This window comes from Geodermatophilus sp. YIM 151500 (assembly GCF_025716945.1).
Lineage (GTDB): Bacteria > Actinomycetota > Actinomycetes > Mycobacteriales > Geodermatophilaceae > YIM-151500.
The window spans coordinates 34,017-50,142 of the sequence record NZ_JAOVZT010000008.1 but is presented as its reverse complement, the minus strand read 5'-3'; the positions used below and the strand labels follow the sequence as shown (position 1 = coordinate 50,142).

Below are 16,126 nucleotides of genomic sequence, written 5' to 3'. Positions count from 1 at the left end.
CTGCGCGGTCCGCTCCGGGCAGACGCGAGGCGCGGCGGGCTACGGCAGCGAGCGGATCCAGTCGGCGAGCGCCCGCCCCATCTCGTGCGGGGAGTCCTCCGGCACGAAGTGCGAGCCAGGCACGGTGACCTCCGTCAGCGCCGGCCAGGTGCGCACGAACATCCGCTGCCGGCCGGTCAGGATCGAGCCGGGCTCGGCGTTGACGAAGAGCTTGGGCAGGTCGCTGCGCCGCAGCCACTGCGCGTACCGGTCGACCAGGTCGTGCACGCCCGGCGGCACGTGCTCGATCGGGATCTGCCGCGGCCATTCGAGGGTGGGCCAGCGGTCGTCGCGCTCTCGGAACGGCCGGCGGTAGCGCTCGTGCGCCTGCGGGTGCAGCCCGCGGGCGACCGAGGCCGGCAAGATCTTCTCGACGAACACGTTCCTGTCGAGCACCGCCGCCTCCCCGTCGGGGCCGCGCATGGTCTGGAAGATCTTCTTGGCGGCCGGCGGCCAGTGCGCCCAGATCAGCGGCATCACGATCGCCTCGGTGAACGCGATGCCGCGCACCCGGTCGCGGTGCCGCTCGGCCCAGGAGAAGCCGAGGGCCGAACCCCAGTCGTGCAGCACGAAGGTCACCCGGCCCACGGGGACGACCGCGTCGAGGAACGCGGCGAGGTGGGCGGCGTGCGTGTCGAAGGAGTAGGTGCCGGGCCCCGGAGCGGGCAGCTTGCCCGACTCGCCCATGCCGACCAGGTCGGGCGCGATGCAGCGGCCGAGCCGCTGCACGTGCGGGACGACGTTGCGCCACAGGTAGGACGACGTCGGGTTGCCGTGCAGGAAGACGACCGGAGCACCCTCGCCGACGTCGACGTAGGCCATCTCGACCGGGCCGAACCCCGCCGGCTGCACGGTGACGCGCTGACGCGGGAACGGGTCGTCGGGCGAGATCTCGTCGGCCATGCCCGGGATCCTCACACCGCCGTCGACGGGCCGCCGTCCGGCGGTGGACGGAACCGCCGCGCCGCCCGTTCGATCCGGTCGCGGTGCGCGGCCAGCTCGGCGGCGGTGCGCGGGGGGATGTTCGGATCGCCGGTGCGCTGGCCGTGCGCCCCGTCGACCAGCTCGCGCAGGATGTCGGCGTGCCCGGCGTGCCGGGCCGTCTCCACGCACAGGTGCACGAGGACCCGGTGCAGGGTGACCCCCCGCTTCTCCGGCGCCCACCACGGAACCTCGCCCACCGCGTCGAGGGGCAGCGCCTCGATCGTCGCGTCGCCGTGCGCGGCCGAGAAGCGGTGCAGCTCGACGATCTCTTCCAGCGTCTCGTCGGCGGGCACCCACAGGTCGGCGTCCGGCTCGGCGTCGTCGGCGAACCAGGGCAGGGAGCGACCGGAGGGCCGGCCGAAGACCTCACCGAGGTAGCCGAGCTCGACGCTGGCCACGTGCTTCACCAGGCCGAGCAGGTTCGTGCCGGTCGCGGTCATCGGCCGGCGGACGTCGTACTCGTCGAGCCCGTCGAGCTTCCCCAGCAGGTCGGCCCGCAGGCGGCGCAGGTAGGCGTGCAGTGTCGTCTTCTCGTCGTCCACGGACGGCATGTTCGCAGCACACGGACAGCTGTTCACCAAGGTGAATGGCGTCTACCGTGGTGAACGTGGGGACGGAGGAGTTGGGGATCTCGCTCGCCGCCGCGCGAGCGGCCCGGGGATGGTCGCTGCAGGCGGTGGGCGAGGCGGCGAAGCTGTCGCCGGCGTACCTGCACAAGCTCGAGGCGGGCCGGGTGGGCAGCCCGAACCCGCGGCTGCTGGCGCGGCTGGCCACCGCGCTCGGGCTGTCGTACCGGCGGCTCATGGCGCTCGCCGGGTACCTGTCGGGCGACGCCGAGGAGGACGTCGACGCGTCGTCCGGGACCCCGGTCGGCGACGCCGCGCCGGCACGCCCCGCGCCGGTGGGGCGTGGGCTGGTGGGGCCTGGGTCGGTGGGGCCGGGGCCGGCGGGCTCCGCGCCGCCGGGTTCCGCGCCGCCGGATTCCGCGCCGACCAACGCAGAGCTGCTCGCCGCGCTGGTCGACCTGCGGCGGCTGCTCGGCGACGTCCGGGCGGAGCAGGCGCGGCTGGCGGACGAGGTCGCCCGGCTGGCGGCCCGCTGAACGCCGTCCCGAATTCCTCCTTGACCCTGACGCCACGTCAGGCCGCACGCTCGTCCCCGTACAGGAGGGAGGAGCCGTGAACGTGGGCGAGGTGGCCGCGCTGGCCGGGGTGACGGTGCGCACGCTGCACCACTACGACCGCATCGGTCTGCTGTCGCCGTCCGGGCGGACGGCGGCCGGCTACCGGCAGTACGCGCCGGCGGACCTGGACCGGCTGCACCGCGTGCTGATGTACCGCGAGCTGGGCTTCTCCCTCGAGGACGTCGCGGCAGTGCTCGACGACCCGGACGCCGACCCGACGGTGCACCTGCGGCGGCAGCACGCGCTGCTGCGGGAGCGGCTGGAACGCACCCGGGCGATGCTCGCGGCGGTGGAGAAGGAGATGGAGGCACAGCACATGGGCGTTCCGTTGACGCCTGAGGAGAAGTTCGAGGTGTTCGGCGGCTTCGACCCCGACCGGTACGAGGCCGAGGCGGAGGAGCGCTGGGGCGACACCGACGCCTGGGCGGAGTCCAAGCGCAGGACGTCGTCCTACTCGAAGGACGACTGGCTGCGGATCCGCGACGAGCAGACCGCGGTCGACGAGCGGTTCGTCGCGGCCATGCGGTCGGGCGCACCGGCCGACTCGGAGGCCGCGATGGACGCGGCCGAGGCCGCCCGGCAGTCGATCAGCCGCTGGTTCTACGACTGCCCGCCGGAGATGCACGCCGCCCTGGGGCGGATGTACGTCGAGAACGAGCGGTTCACCGCCACCTACGAGACAGTCGCGCCCGGCCTGGCGCAGTACGTGAGCACCGCCGTCCAGGCCAACGCCGCCCGCCAGTCGGACTGACCGCGGCCGCGACACGGTGCGCGGATGTGCACGTACCGAGCCGGGAACCGCACATCCGCGCACACCGTCGCGCCGCGGCGACGCCGGCGCTGTGCCAGCCTCGGGCCCATGACCCCGCCGCCCGCGTCCCCGAGCAGCGACCCGACGCCCGTCGTCGGCGCGACCACGGAGGTCGGCCGGCTGCGCACCGTGCTGCTGCACCGCCCCGGCGCCGAGCTGCGGCGGCTCACCCCGCGCAACAACGACCAGCTGCTCTTCGACGGGGTGCCCTGGGTGGCCCGGGCCCAGGAGGAGCACGACGCCTTCGCCGCCGCCCTGGCCGATCGCGGCGTCGAGGTGCTGCAGCTGGACCGGCTGCTCGCCGACGTCCTCGCGCTCCCGCCGGCGCGCGAGGAGCTGATCGCCGCGGCCGTCGACGACCCCCGGCTGGGCGCCACCCTCCGGCGCGACGCGGCCGCGCACCTGTCGGCCCTCGCTCCGGAGGACCTCGCCGAGGCGCTCATCGCCGGCCTCGCGCACGACGAGCTGCGCGACGGGCACGGGCTGGCCTACCGGCTGATGGACCGCGGCGACTTCGTCGTCCCGCCACTGCCCAACCTGCTGTTCACCCGCGACTCCTCGGTCTGGGTGGGCGACCGGGTGGCCGTGACGTCGCTGGCCATGCCCGCCCGGCACCGGGAGAGCACCATCACCGCGGCGGTCTACGCCCACCACCCGCGGTTCGCCGGCGTCGAGCGGCTGTACGGCGCGCACCTCGAGCACCTCGAGGGCGGCGACGTGCTGCTGCTGGCCGAAGGCGTGGTCGCCGTCGGGGTCGGCGAGCGGACGACGCCCGGCGGAGCCGAGCGGCTGGCCCGGCGTGCCTTCGCCCGCGGGCTGGCGCACACCGTGCTCGTCGTCCCGATCGCCCAGCGGCGGGCGACCATGCACCTGGACACGATCGCCACGATGGTCGACGCCGACGCCCTCGTCATGTACCCGGCCGTCGCCGGCTCGCTGTCGGCGTGGACGGTCACCGCTCCCGACGGGATCGCCGACGACGAGGACGGCGCCGAGCTCGCGGTGACCGGGCCGCGCCCCTTCGTCGAGGCGGCCGCCGCGGCGATGGGCATCGACCGGCTGCGGGTGATCGACACCGGCCTGGACCCGGTCACCGCCGAGCGGGAGCAGTGGGACGACGGCAACAACACCCTCGCCCTGGCACCCCGGCTGGCGGTGGCCTACGAGCGCAACACGGTGACCAACGCGGCGCTGGAGGCGGCCGGCATCGAGGTCGTGCGCATCGCCGGCTCGGAGCTGGGGAGCGGCCGTGGCGGGCCGCGCTGCATGTCGTGCCCGGTGACCCGCGACCCCCTCTGACGACCAGGGCATTGGAAGCTTTGCCTGCATCTCAGCGCCCGTCCTGCCGGCAAAGCTTCCAATGCCTCGTCGAGTTCTATGCCTCGTCGAGTTCTATGCCCTCGTCGAGTCCGATGCCCTCGTCGGGCCGGACCCGCCGGGGGCCGGTCAGCGCAGCGTGATCTGGCGGGAGAGCAAGCCGGCGCGAGCGCGACGCTGGTCGGCGTCCAACGGTTCGGACGACGCCAGCGCCTGCTCGAGCCGGGTCTGGAACTCCGTCGCCGGGCCGGTCCACTCCCCGGCGGGGGTGTCAGCGGGCAGGTCCCACACCGGGACGACGAGACCGTGGGCCCGGAAGGCACCGGCGTAGCGCGTGCCCTCGCCGAGCAGGATCTCCCCCGACGCCCGCAGCCGGGCCAGCGCGTCGAGCAGCTGCTCCTCCGGCTCCGGGCGCACCCAGCGCAGGTGGGCGCGCTCACTGCCCGGGCGCACCCAGTAGGCCGCACCCAGCCCGGCGAGCCGGACGGTCGGCAGGACCGCCTCGTTGGCCCGCTCCAGCATCGCCTGCGCCTCCGGGCCGGCGCCGGTGCCCTCCAGCCAGAAGCTGAAGTCGTCGTGCACCGTCACCTCGAGCGGGGCGTCGAGGTCGAGCAGCTCCTGCAGCCGTGGGCCGGCCGAGCCGGCGCCGCCGATCGGGCCCGGCTCGACCGGAGCACCGGCGGGCGCCTCGAGTGCGGCGGCCAGGGCGGTCCCGAGGTCGCGGCTGACGTCGTCGGAGGAGGTCTGCAGCTGGGCGCCGAGCAGGATCTCGCGGTTGGCCCGGACGAGGGCGGGCGCGCCGCCGGGCAGCACGCTGGCCAGGGTGGCCGTGCGACCGTCGGCGGTCTTCAACGGTGCCGTGGCGGCCGGCACCAGCTCGCGCAGGGCCACCCAGTCGGCCTCGCCCGGCAGCCCCTCGAACGGCCGCGTGACCGGGGGCGCGTAGCCGGAGCCGTGGCAGTGCTTGTACCGCCGGCCCGAGCCGCACGGGCACGGCGCCTTGGGGTGGACCGCTCCCGCGGCGGCGGTCTTCCCGGCGGGGGCAGCCGGGGCGTTCGGGCGGCGGGTCGTCGCGGAACGGGCCATGCCGACGAGCGTAGGTGCCGGCCGGGAACGGGCACCGCCGGGTCGGCCCCGGCCCGGGGCTCGGTCGCCGGGCCCGCAGGCCGGCCCCGGCCCGCGGGTCGGTCGCCGGGCCGCCCGCAGCTCGGCTGCCGGGTCGGCTCCGGGCCCGCGGGGAGCGGACCCGGAGCCGGCCGGGCCGAGGGTCAGTGGCCGGTGGCCGCCGCCCGGCGCCGGGCCAGCGCGTCGACGCTGGCGGCCAGCAGCAGCACGCCGCCGGTGATGATGAAGTTCAGGTACGCCTGGACACCCAGCAGGCCCAGCCCGTTGGCGATGATCGCCACGACGAGGCCACCCAGCAGGGCGTCACGCACCCTGCCCCGGCCGCCGAAGAGGCTGGTGCCGCCGATCACGGCGGCACCGACCGCGTACAGCAGGGTGTTCCCCGCGCCGGAGCCGGGCGTCACCGACCCCAGGCGGGAGGCGGCGGCGATGCCGCTGATGGCCGCCAGCGTCGAGGCGATCACGAAGACCGACACCCGGATCCGGGTGACGTTGATGCCGGCCCGGCGGGCGGCCTCGGCATTGCCGCCCACGGCGTACACGTGCCGACCGAAGCTGGTGCGGCCGAGCACGAAGGTGAGCACCAGGAGGAGCACCACCACCAGAGGCACCGCGTACGGGATGCCGGCGAGGTCGACCGCCGCCGAGAGCGCCCGGTCGATGCTCAGCAGAGCGGTGATCCCGAGGGTCACCGCGGCGATGATCACGATCCGCCCGACCACGATGACGGTCGGCTCGGACGCCAGGCCGCGCGACCGCTGCCGGCGCAGGCGGTTGAGCTGCAGCGCCGCGTAGACCAGGACCACGGCCAGGGCGAGCACCCAACCGAGGACCACCGGCAGGTTCTGGTTGCTGACCCCGATGATCACGGGGTCCCGCACCGGCACCGTGCCGCCCTGGCCGATCAGGCGCAGCGTCACGCCCTGCCAGCCCAGGAACAGCGCCAGGGTCACCACGAACGACGGGATCCCGATGACGCCGACCAGGCTCCCGGTGAACAGGCCGATCACCGCACCGGTGACGATCGCGGCGAGGACGGCGACGTACCACGGTGCCCCGGCCTCGGCGAGCAGCTGGGCCATGACGGCGGCGGCCACCCCGCTGACCACACCGGCGGAGAGGTCGATCTCGCCCAGCAGCAGGACGAAGACCAGGCCCATCGCCAGGATGGTGATCGGCACGGCCTGGACCAGCAGGTTGGTGATGTTCAGCGGCGTCAGGAAGGTCTCCGGCCGCAGCGCCGCGAACAGGATGCCCAGGACGACGATGCCCAGCACCGCCGGCAGCGCGCCCAGGTCGCCGCCCCGGATCCGGTCGACGTACCCGCGGACGATCCCGCCCAGGGAGGTGTCGTCGCGGCGATCGCCCTCGAAGCCGGCCGGGGCCCCGCCCGGTTCCTTGTCGCTGGTGGTGGTCGAGACCGTGTTGCTCGACATCTCAGGCCCCCACTTCGGCGACGGCGGACTGCAGGCCCAGCTCGCCGGACCGTCCGGCGGTGATCAGCTCGATCACCTGGCTCCGGTCGACCTGCGAGATCGGGACGTCGGCGGCCATGCGGCCGAGGTAGAGGGCCGCGACGCGGTCGGCCACCTCGAAGACGTCGACCATGTTGTGGGAGATGAAGACGACCGCGTGACCGGTGTCGGCCAGCCGGCGGACGAGGTCGAGGACCTGTCGGGTCTGCGCCACGCCGAGCGCGGCGGTCGGCTCGTCGAGGATGACGAGCTTGGACTCCCAGAGCACCGCCTTGGCGATGGCCACGGTCTGCCGCTGGCCACCGGAGAGGCTCGACACCAGCTGGCGCACGGACTTGAGCGTGCGCACGGAGAGCTTGGTCAGCGTGTCCCGGGCCGCCTGCTCCATCGACGCCTCGTCGAGCAGGATGCCGTTCCTGCGCTCGCGGCCGAGGAACATGTTCTGGACGACGTCGAGGTTGTCGCACAGGGCGAGGTCCTGGTAGACGACCTCGATGCCGAGCGCGGCCGCCTCCCGGGGACCGGCGACGGTGACCGGCCGCCCCTCGAAGAGGAACTCACCGGCGTCGATCGCGTGGATGCCGGCGATGGACTTGATCAGCGTGCTCTTCCCGGCACCGTTGTCACCGACGAGAGCGGTGACCTGGCCCGGGTAGACCTTCATGCTGACGCCGTGCAGGACCTGGACGGCCCCGAAGCTCTTGTTGACGTCGCGCAGCTCGAGGGTGGGCGTCGTGGTGGACGTGCCGTCGTCGGCGGATGCGGTCGGAGCGGACATGTCCCTCCTTCCTGGGGGCCGACTCGGGTGGGCCGGAGCGGTGACGGGGCCGTGGGACGCCGGCCCCGTCGGACGGGGCCGACGACAACCGTCGGACGGCGCCGTTGGACGGTGCCGTTGGATGATGCGCCGCCCGGGCTCCCGTGGCGAGGTCTCGCGCGGTGCCCGGCGGACGAGCGGCACCGCCGGGGCGCCCCGCAGGGCGCCCCGGCGGACCGGGTCACTGGATGCCGAGCTCGGTGCAGGCCGCGGCGAACTCGCCGGTGCAGAGGTCGGCGGCGGTGACGAACCCGTCGTCGACGACCTCCTTGACGTTGTCACGGGTGACCGACACCGGGTCGAGCAGGACAGCCGGGACGGAGCGACCGCCCTCCGGGTCCTCGGCCTCCCCGTTGGTCTCGCCCTCCTCGCCGTTGATCAGCGCGATGGCCAGCTCGGCGAGAGCGTTGGCCTCCTCGGCGATCGGCTTGTACACGGTCATGCACTGGCTGCCGGCGAGGATGTTCTGCAGGCCCTCGACCGTGGCGTCCTGCCCGGTCACCGGCACCTGGCCGGCGACGTTGTTGCGCGCCAGGACGGAGATGACGGCGTTGGCCAGCCCGTCGTTCGCCGCGAGGACGCCCTGGATGTTGCCGTCGTTCTGGGTGTACATCTGCTCGAAGATGGTGGCCGCCTGCTGGTTGTCCCAGCCGGGGACCGCCTGCTCGGCGACCTGCGTGTACTGGGTCATCGCGTCGAGCACCTCGTGGGCGCCCTCGGAGAACAGCGTGGCGTTGTTGTCGTCCGGCGAGCCGTTGAGGAAGGCGATGTTGGCCGGCTGCTCGCCGAGGCACTGGGCCAGCCCCTCGCCCTGCAACCGCCCGACCTGGGTGTTGTCGAAGGACACGTAGTACTCCGCCTGGCCGCCCAGGGTCAGCCGGTCGTAGTCGATCGTCTGCACGCCCTGCTGGGCGGCCTGCTGCTGGATCTGGGCGCCGGAGGCGGAGTCGAGGTTGACGATCGCCAGGACGGTCACCCCACCGGTGATCATCTGCTCGGCGATGGTCGCCATCCGCTGCGCGTCACCCTCGGCGTTCTGGATGTCGTACTCGACGCCGGCCTCCTCGAAGGCCGCCTCGAGCAGCGGGCGGTCGGCGGACTCCCACCGCACGGACGACTCGGTGTCGGGCAGGATCACGCCGACCTTGCCGGCGGCCTCGCCGCCGCCACCACCCCCGCCGCCTCCGGTGTCGCCACCGCCACCGCCACCGCAGGCGGCCATGGTGAAGAGCACAGAGGCGGAAACCGCCGTGGTGAGGAGCCGCCGTCGCACGATGTAGCCCTGCCGTTTCGTCGAAGTTGCCGGAAGACCGTCGCGTAGTGTCTGTGCCCGCGGTCACGCCCGGCAAGATCGCGGGCAACCTGTTGCCGATCCGTGACCCGCGGCACACGAGCCCGAGATCGCCGGGCGTCCTCCTACCCTCTGCCGGGTGACCGGTCCCGTCCCGCTCGACCTCGCCGACCCGACGGTGGTCGCCGATCCGTACCCGGCCTTCGCGCGGGCGCGGGCGGCCGCGCCGGTGCAGTGGCACGAGGGCCTGCGACTGTGGCTGGCCTTCACGCACGCGGAGGCGAACGCGGTGCTGCGCGACCGTCGGTTGGGGCGCATCTGGGTCGACCGCTCCCCCGCCGACCGGTTCGCCGCGTTCAACCTGATCCACCGGAATGCGCTGCTGGAGATGGAGCCGCCCTCGCACACGCGGCTGCGACGACTGGTCAGCGCCGCCTTCGCCCGCGGGCACGTGGAGCGGCTGCGGCCGTGGGTCGCCGGGCTGGCCGGCCGGCTGGTCGACGAACTGGTCGAGCGGTCCGCCGGCACCGAGCCGGTCGACCTGCTGCCCGGCCTGGCCGAGCAGCTGCCCGTCGCGGTGATCGCCGAGCTGCTGGGCGTGCCGGAGGCCGACCGGCCGCTGCTGCGCCCGTGGTCGAACGCGATCGTGAAGATGTACGAGTACCAGCGCACCTCCGAGCGGGAGACGGCCGCCGAGCGCGCGGCCGACGAATTCGTCGGCTACCTGCGCGCGCTGGCCGCCGACCGGCGCCGGCACCCCGGGGACGACCTGGTGAGCTCCCTGGTGGCGGTCCGCGACGCCGAGGGCGACCGGCTGACCGAGGACGAGCTGGTCACCACCTGCATCCTGCTGCTCAACGCCGGCCACGAGGCCACCGTGAACGTCACCGCCAACGGCACGCTGGCGCTGCTGCGGCACCCCGACCAGCTGGCCCGGCTGCGCGCCGACCGGGCGCTGCTGCCGGCGGCGGTCGAGGAGCTGATGCGGATCGACTCCCCGTTGCAGCTGTTCGAGCGCACCGCCACCGAGGTCGTCGCGATCGGCGGGATCACCGTCGAGCGGGGGCAGAAGATCGCCGCGCTGCTCGGCGCCGCCAACCACGACCCCGCCGTCTTCACCGACCCGGCGTCGCTCGACGTCGGCCGGGCGGACAACCCGCACGTCTCCTTCGGCGCCGGGGTGCACTTCTGCATCGGGGCGCCGCTGGCCCGCGTGGAGCTGCAGGCCGCCTTCGGCGCGCTGCTCGACCGGACGTCGGCGCTCGAGCTCGGCGGGGAGCCGGTGCGCCGTCCGGAGTTCGTCATCCGCGGCCTGGCCTCGCTGCCCGTCGTCCTCGCGCCCTGACCCGCGCCGGAGGTCAGGACGCCGACGCCCGGACGACGGCGGCGACCGCCGCGGCGACCCCGGCGGGGTCCTCGTCGACCGACAGGTGCCCGGCACCGGCGAGCTCGACCAGGTCGGTGCCCAGGCGCTGCCGGACGGCGGGCCGGAGCAGATCCGGTGGCAGGAAACGGTCGAACTCCCCCGTGAGCACCGCGCGCGGGACGCCCGACCACCGGCCGGTCACCGCCCGGGGGAGCGGTCCCGGCGCAGTCGTGGGCCGCGTGTGCCGGGCGACGACGGTCATCCACCCGGCGAGCGCCGGGTCGACGGGTCGCCCGGGGGCGACCATCCGGGCCAGGAGGGCACCGGACCGCTCGGGCGTCGGCCGCAGCAGCCAGGGCACGGTCGCGCGGAGAACGGTCGCCGGAACCCGCAGCCGCACCAGCCCGGCCGGATCGACCAGCACGAGCCCGGCGATGCCCACGGTCGGCGCGGCGAGCGCCACCGCCCCGCCCAGCGAGTGGCCGACCAGGACCAGCCGCCCGGGCGCGCCGGCCGAGACGGCCCCGACCACCTCCCCGGCCCAGCCGCCCCAGGCCCGCAGCCGGTCGCCGCCCGGGAGCTCCCCGGTGCTCGCCCCGGGTTGTCCGGGCAGGTCGGCGACGACCACGCGGACGTCGGCGGCCAGCGCGGCCGCCAGCGCCAGGCTGGTCGCCGCGTTCATGTTCGTGCCCGGCAGGTACAGCACCGTGGCCTCGCCGCCGCCCGCGGACACCAGGTGCGTGCGGCCGGCGGAGGTCTCGATCTCCGAGCGCTCGTGCGGTGTCGTCCACGCGTCGAGCCGCCGCTCGCACCACGCCCGCACGGCCGCGCGCCCCGCGTCGCTGCGGTAGCGGCTGGTCACGGCGCGCGGTCCTCCTCGGTGGCGGCCGGCCCCGGGCGGGGCCCGGCGAGCGGGTGGAAGGTGAGCCGGGTCACTGGCACGATGCGGCCATGCGCGGGCTCATGCAGGACTTCCCCCTCACCATCGACTCGATCTTCCGGCACGCGGAGGCCCACCACGGCGACGCGACGATCGTCACGGCCACGCCGAAGGGCGTCGTCCGGACGACGTACGCCGACTGGGCGAAGCGCACGCGGAAGCTCGGTGGGGTCCTCGACGCGCTGGGGATCGGCGCCGACGGCCGGGTCGCGACCTTCGGCTGGAACACCGCGCGCCACCTGGAGCTCTACTTCGCCGCGCCGTGCACCGGTCGGGTGCTGCACACCCTCAACATCCGGCTCTTCCCGGAACAGCTGACCTACATCGCCAACCACGCCGAGGACGAGGTCGTCTTCGTCGACCGCTCGGTCCTGCCGCTGCTGTGGCCGCTGGTCGACACGATGAAGACCGTGCGGCACGTCGTCGTGATGGACGACGGCAGCGACAACGAGATCCCCGACGATCCGCGCGTCCTCGACTACGAGACCCTCCTCGCCGACGGGCAGCCGGTCGACTTCGACGTCCGCGACGAGTACCAGGCAGCCTCGATGTGCTACACGAGCGGCACCACCGGGCACCCGAAGGGCGTCGTCTACTCGCACCGCTCGACCGTGCTGCACACGATGGGCGTGCTGACGCCGAACGCCTTCGCGCTGAGCATCCGCGACGTGGCGATGCCGGTCGTGCCGATGTTCCACGCCAACGCCTGGGGCATCGCCCAGGCCGCCCCGGCCGCGGGCTCCTCGCTGGTCTTCCCCGGCCCGATGATGCAGCCCGAGGCGCTGGCCGACCTCATCGTGAACGAGGGGGTCACCTTCACCGCCGGCGTCCCGACCATCTGGCAGGGGGTGCTGCCGCACCTCGCCGGCCGCCCGCACCGGCTGCGCGACATCGGCTGCGGCGGCTCGGCGGTGCCCAGGGCGCTGTCGGAGGCCTACCGGCAGCAGGTCGGCCTGCCGATCCTGCAGGCCTGGGGCATGACCGAGACCAGCCCGGTCGCCTCGTCCGGCGTGCTGGCCCCGCGCTTCGACGACGCCGACGACGAGACCAAGGCGGCGCAGCGGGCCCGGGCCGGGCTGCCGTTCTTCGGGGTGGAGGCGCGCATCGTCGACGCGGACACGATGCAGCCGCAGCCGTGGGACGACCGCGCGACCGGTGAGCTGCAGGTGCGCGGCCCCTGGTGCGCGCAGGAGTACTACAACCCGGACGAGGGCGTGCAGCTGTCCACACCCGACGGCTGGATGAAGACCGGCGACGTGGCGGCGATGGACGCGTTCGGCAACATCCGGATCGCCGACCGCACCAAGGACCTCATCAAGTCCGGCGGCGAGTGGATCAGCTCGGTCGACCTGGAGAACGCGATCATGAGCCACCCGGCGGTGAAGGAGGCCGCCGTGGTCGGCATCCCGCACCCCAAGTGGGACGAGCGGCCGCTGGCCTGCGTCGTGCTCAAGGAGGGGCAGACGGCGACCGAGCAGGACATCCTCGACCACGTCCGTCCGCTGGTGGCCAAGTGGTGGCTGCCGGACGCCGTGGAGTTCATCGACGAGGTGCCCAAGACCAGCGTCGGCAAGTTCTCGAAGAAGGACCTGCGCGCCCGCTTCGCCGGCTACGAGCTGCCGAACGCCCCGGCCGGCACGCCGAGGTGATTCGTCGTCCGCGTGCGCGCGACCCCGGGTGTCCGCCCGTGTCGCGCGCACACCGGCGACGACCGACCCCGCGCTGTCAGGCGCCGAACAGGACTCCCCGCCCGGCCAGCGCCAGGCCGACGAGCAGCACCAGCGCCGCGGTGGCGACCGGCGCCGTCCGGGCGACGACGCGGAGCAGCGGGTGCGCGCCGAGCGCGGTCAGCCGGCGGTCGAGCCGGTCCCGCAGCGTGACGAGGGCAAGCCCGACGGCGGTCAGCGTCGCGGCCATGCCCAGCCCGTAGGCGACGACGAGCAGCACACCGAAGGCGCTGCGCCCGAGGCCGATCGAGGCGAGCAGCACGACGAGCGCCGACGGGCTGGGCACCAGCCCCCCGGCGACGCCCATGCCGATCAGCCCGCCGCGGCCTGGGCCGTGCGCGTGCCCGCCCGGCCCGTGCCGGTGCACACCCCACGACCAAGCCCGCGGTCCGTGGGCCTGGTGGTGCCCGTCCTGGACGCGGGCGGGCGGGTGGTGGTGGTCGCGCGAGCGCACGTGGCCGTGGCTGTGCGCGTGACCGTGGTCGAGTTCGCGCGAGTACGGGGTTGTGTGCCGGTGCACCGCCGAGGTGGACACTGCCAGGCCCGCCGTGGCCGGGACACCGGCCCGAGCCACCAGCCCCGCGACGGGCGCGGCCGGTCCGCCCGTGAGGGATGGCTCGACCGGCTCCGCCCGCCGGTCCCGCAGCGCCCGGCGGAGGAGCAGCGCACCGATGAGGGCGACGAGCAGGCCGCTGGACACACCCAGCCAGCGCAGCACCTGGTCGCCGGCCAGCGTGCTCGACAGGAACACCGCCACGCCGAGGACCAGCACCCCGGAGGTGTGCGTCACGGTGACCGTCGCGCCCACCGTGACCGCGTCCCGCGGACGGCCGTGGCGGCCGGTGAGGTAGGCGGCCATCACCGTCTTGCCGTGGCCGGGCAGCAGGGCGTGTCCGCAGCCGAGCAGGACGGCGAGCAGCAGCGCCAGCCCGCCGACCAGCGGGGTGATCCCGCCGCCCACCAGGTCGAACAGTCGGCGGTCGAGGGCGGCGAGCGCGGCTCCGAACGGGTCACCGGCCCCGCCCACCGCGGCCCCGGCACCGGTGTGCTCGCCCGGCTCGACGGCCACCGTGAAGGAGCGCACGTCGACCGGCGAGGCGAGCAGGTCCTCCGGATAGGCGCGCAGGCCATCGCTCGGGCTGCGCACCGGCACGGGGCTGTCCAGCAGCCGCACGCCCTCGCCGTCCGCGGTGATCTCCCGCCACCCCGGCGGCCCACCCCCCGATTCGTGGCGGTAGACCACCGTCGCCGGTCGGCCCAGGTCGACCCTGGCACGCAACTCGCAGGTCGTCCGCAGGGTGGGCAGGCCCGCCTCCCCCGGCAGCACGTCCACGGCCGTCGAGCCGACGGCCCATCGGGCCGGATCGCCGTCGACGGCGATCACCACGTCGCCGGCCAGCTCGGCGCAGTCGTCGGACGCGGCCGCCGCCAGCCGGCCTCCGGACGGTGCGCTGTCGGGCCCGATCCTCCGCAGCGCCTGCGCGGTGGGGATCTCCGCGCGGTCGACGACCGCGGTGAGCAGCACGGCATCGGGCGTGAACACCAGGTGGTCGGCGGTGTTCACGGTGAAGCTCCCCAGCGGGTGCGCGCTCGCCGTGCCGGAGGGGAGCACGGCCAGCGCAGCGGTGGCCCCCGCCAGGAACAGAGCGCGGCCCCTCACGGAGGACCGCCGAGCGAGTCGAGCAGCTGCTCGGCGCGCGGCGCGTGCAGCGGGGAGAAGGACCGGTTCACCTCGAGCGCCTCGGCCAGGCTCGCGCGCGCCTCCTCGGTCCGACCGAGGGCCGCCTCGATGGCGCCGCGGTGGTAGACGAAGGTGGCGTTGCGGCCGCCCAGCGCGGTCGCCGCGCGGGCGTGCTCGAGTGCCTCGCCGTCGCGCCCGGCGCTGTGCAGCGCCCAGGCCAGTGCGTCGTGCGCGTCGATGCTCTGCCGGACGGCGAACTCGCGTTCGGCCGCAGCCACCGCGGCCGCCGGGTCGCCGTGGTCGGCCTCGAACAACGCCGTCCCGAGGTCGTCCCGGACGCCGCCGGCGTCGAACAGCTGCCGGACGGTGCCGACCAGCGCGAACTGCTCGGCCGCCTCTGCATCGCGCCCGAGATGGAGCAGGTACTCGCCGAACTCGACCAGGTGCTCGGGCAGCGGCCGGGCGGCGACGACCGACCGGTAGGCCTCGACGGCGGCTCCGTGCTGCTCACGCGCGGCAAGGACCCGGGCCCGGCCGAGCACCGGCTCGGCGGAGCCCGGAGCAGCGGCCGACCCGGCGGCGAAGTGCCGCTCGGCTGCGTCGAGATCACCGGTCGAGAGGGCGAGCATCCCGAGCCAGGTGCGGACGAACGCGGTGTCCGACGGGCCGGTGGCGCGGTCGAGCGCCTGCTCGAGCGCCGCCCGGGCGTCGGCGCCCCGGCCGTGCAGCTCGGCGTCGTAGGCGGCGCGGGTGAAGGAGGCGACCCCCGGTTGCAGGGTGAGCATCCGGTCCAGGGCCTCGGTCGCGCCCGGGTAGTCGCCCAGCTGGGTGCGCGCGTCGGTGAGCACGCCCCAGGCCACGGCGTCGTAGGGGTCGACGGCCAGCGCCCGCTGCGCCGCGTCGGCCGCCGCGGCGAAGTCGTGCCGCGCGTTGGCCAGGGCACCGGTGCGGGCAAGTGCGAGGTCGTTGCCCTCCGGCCGCAGCTCCAGCGACCGCCGCAGCGCACCCTCGGCCTTCGCGTAGTAGCTAGGGTCGGCGGTGATCCGCGCCTGCTCGACGTACGCGCCGCCGAGCTCGGCCCAGGTCCGCCAGTCGCCCGGCAGATCGGTGAGCCGCCGCTGCGCCGCCGTGATCGTCGCGGCCAGCGGATCGTCCGGCACAGTCCCGGTCGCGGCGCCGGTCGCCCCGACCGGCTCGGCTGCAGGCCGTGGCACGGCTGACGACCGGGCCACCACGGCGGCCGCCACGAGCAGCAGCAGCACGCCGGTCGCGAGAGCGGAGACGGCGGTGCGCCGAGAAGTCACGTCCGGGCCCGGTGGCGGATGGCAGACCCCTCACGGCGGTCCCCGTCGGGGAAGGTCATGTGGCTG

Annotated in this window: 14 protein-coding genes; 5 read left to right on the top strand and 9 right to left on the bottom strand. The window is 74.8% G+C overall.

Annotation, left to right across the window (positions count from 1 at the left end; translation table 11 throughout):
• Positions 1–39 precede the first annotated feature (39 nt).
• Both OF117_RS14470 and OF117_RS14465 read right to left on the bottom strand, forming a co-directional pair.
• Positions 40–942, bottom strand: coding sequence for a haloalkane dehalogenase (locus tag OF117_RS14470; protein WP_263553543.1), 903 nt, complete (start codon positions 940–942; stop codon positions 40–42).
• An 11-nt stretch (positions 943–953) separates the two neighbouring features.
• Entirely contained in the window at positions 954–1,574 is a 621-nt protein-coding gene (locus OF117_RS14465) for a DinB family protein (protein WP_263553542.1), read from the bottom strand.
• A 56-nt stretch (positions 1,575–1,630) separates the two neighbouring features.
• On the opposite strand from OF117_RS14465, the gene OF117_RS14460 reads away from it, so the two are divergent.
• The 3 genes from OF117_RS14460 to OF117_RS14450 all read left to right on the top strand — a co-directional run bounded on the left by OF117_RS14460 (position 1,631) and on the right by OF117_RS14450 (position 4,316).
• The gene (locus OF117_RS14460) at positions 1,631–2,125 is read left to right on the top strand and encodes a helix-turn-helix domain-containing protein (RefSeq protein ID WP_263553541.1); all 495 of its coding nucleotides are present in this window, start codon (positions 1,631–1,633) and stop codon (positions 2,123–2,125) included.
• Between the two features lie 76 nt (positions 2,126–2,201).
• Positions 2,202–2,957, top strand: coding sequence for a MerR family transcriptional regulator (locus OF117_RS14455; RefSeq protein WP_263553540.1), 756 nt, complete (start codon positions 2,202–2,204; stop codon positions 2,955–2,957).
• 108 nt (positions 2,958–3,065) lie between these two features.
• Positions 3,066–4,316 (top strand): arginine deiminase, encoded by a 1,251-nt coding sequence (locus tag OF117_RS14450; RefSeq protein ID WP_263553539.1) that lies wholly within the window; start codon positions 3,066–3,068, stop codon positions 4,314–4,316.
• A gap of 147 nt (positions 4,317–4,463) precedes the next feature.
• Here OF117_RS14450 and OF117_RS14445 read toward each other — a convergent pair whose 3' ends face one another.
• The 4 genes from OF117_RS14445 to OF117_RS14430 form a co-directional block, all read right to left on the bottom strand.
• Positions 4,464–5,420, bottom strand: coding sequence for an SEC-C domain-containing protein (locus OF117_RS14445; protein ID WP_263553538.1), 957 nt, complete (start codon positions 5,418–5,420; stop codon positions 4,464–4,466).
• A gap of 182 nt (positions 5,421–5,602) precedes the next feature.
• Positions 5,603–6,895 (bottom strand): sugar ABC transporter permease, encoded by a 1,293-nt coding sequence (locus OF117_RS14440; RefSeq protein ID WP_263553537.1) that lies wholly within the window; start codon positions 6,893–6,895, stop codon positions 5,603–5,605.
• A gap of 1 nt (position 6,896) precedes the next feature.
• Positions 6,897–7,712: an ATP-binding cassette domain-containing protein gene (locus OF117_RS14435; RefSeq protein WP_263553536.1), complete on the bottom strand. Its 816-nt coding sequence runs from the start codon at positions 7,710–7,712 to the stop codon at positions 6,897–6,899.
• 220 nt (positions 7,713–7,932) lie between these two features.
• Positions 7,933–8,985: a sugar ABC transporter substrate-binding protein gene (locus tag OF117_RS14430; RefSeq protein ID WP_263553535.1), complete on the bottom strand. Its 1,053-nt coding sequence runs from the start codon at positions 8,983–8,985 to the stop codon at positions 7,933–7,935.
• A 196-nt stretch (positions 8,986–9,181) separates the two neighbouring features.
• On the opposite strand from OF117_RS14430, the gene OF117_RS14425 reads away from it, so the two are divergent.
• Positions 9,182–10,387 (top strand): cytochrome P450, encoded by a 1,206-nt coding sequence (locus tag OF117_RS14425; RefSeq protein ID WP_263553534.1) that lies wholly within the window; start codon positions 9,182–9,184, stop codon positions 10,385–10,387.
• A 13-nt stretch (positions 10,388–10,400) separates the two neighbouring features.
• Here OF117_RS14425 and OF117_RS14420 read toward each other — a convergent pair whose 3' ends face one another.
• Positions 10,401–11,270 carry an alpha/beta fold hydrolase gene (locus OF117_RS14420; protein WP_263553533.1) on the bottom strand — a complete coding sequence of 290 codons (870 nt, stop codon included), beginning with the start codon at positions 11,268–11,270 and terminating at the stop codon, positions 10,401–10,403.
• Between the two features lie 89 nt (positions 11,271–11,359).
• Here OF117_RS14420 and OF117_RS14415 point away from each other — a divergent pair, with 89 nt between their 5' ends.
• Complete coding sequence (locus tag OF117_RS14415; protein ID WP_263553532.1) at positions 11,360–12,997, top strand: long-chain fatty acid--CoA ligase; 1,638 nt, start codon at positions 11,360–11,362, stop codon at positions 12,995–12,997.
• Between the two features lie 76 nt (positions 12,998–13,073).
• Here OF117_RS14415 and OF117_RS14410 read toward each other — a convergent pair whose 3' ends face one another.
• Together OF117_RS14410 and OF117_RS14405 are read right to left on the bottom strand one after the other, a co-directional pair.
• The gene (locus OF117_RS14410) at positions 13,074–14,735 is read right to left on the bottom strand and encodes a hypothetical protein (protein WP_263553531.1); all 1,662 of its coding nucleotides are present in this window, start codon (positions 14,733–14,735) and stop codon (positions 13,074–13,076) included.
• Positions 14,732–16,060, bottom strand: coding sequence for a tetratricopeptide repeat protein (locus OF117_RS14405; RefSeq protein ID WP_263553530.1), 1,329 nt, complete (start codon positions 16,058–16,060; stop codon positions 14,732–14,734). Before OF117_RS14405 ends, OF117_RS14410 begins: the two co-directional genes overlap by 4 nt.
• Between the last annotated feature and the right edge of the window lie 66 nt (positions 16,061–16,126).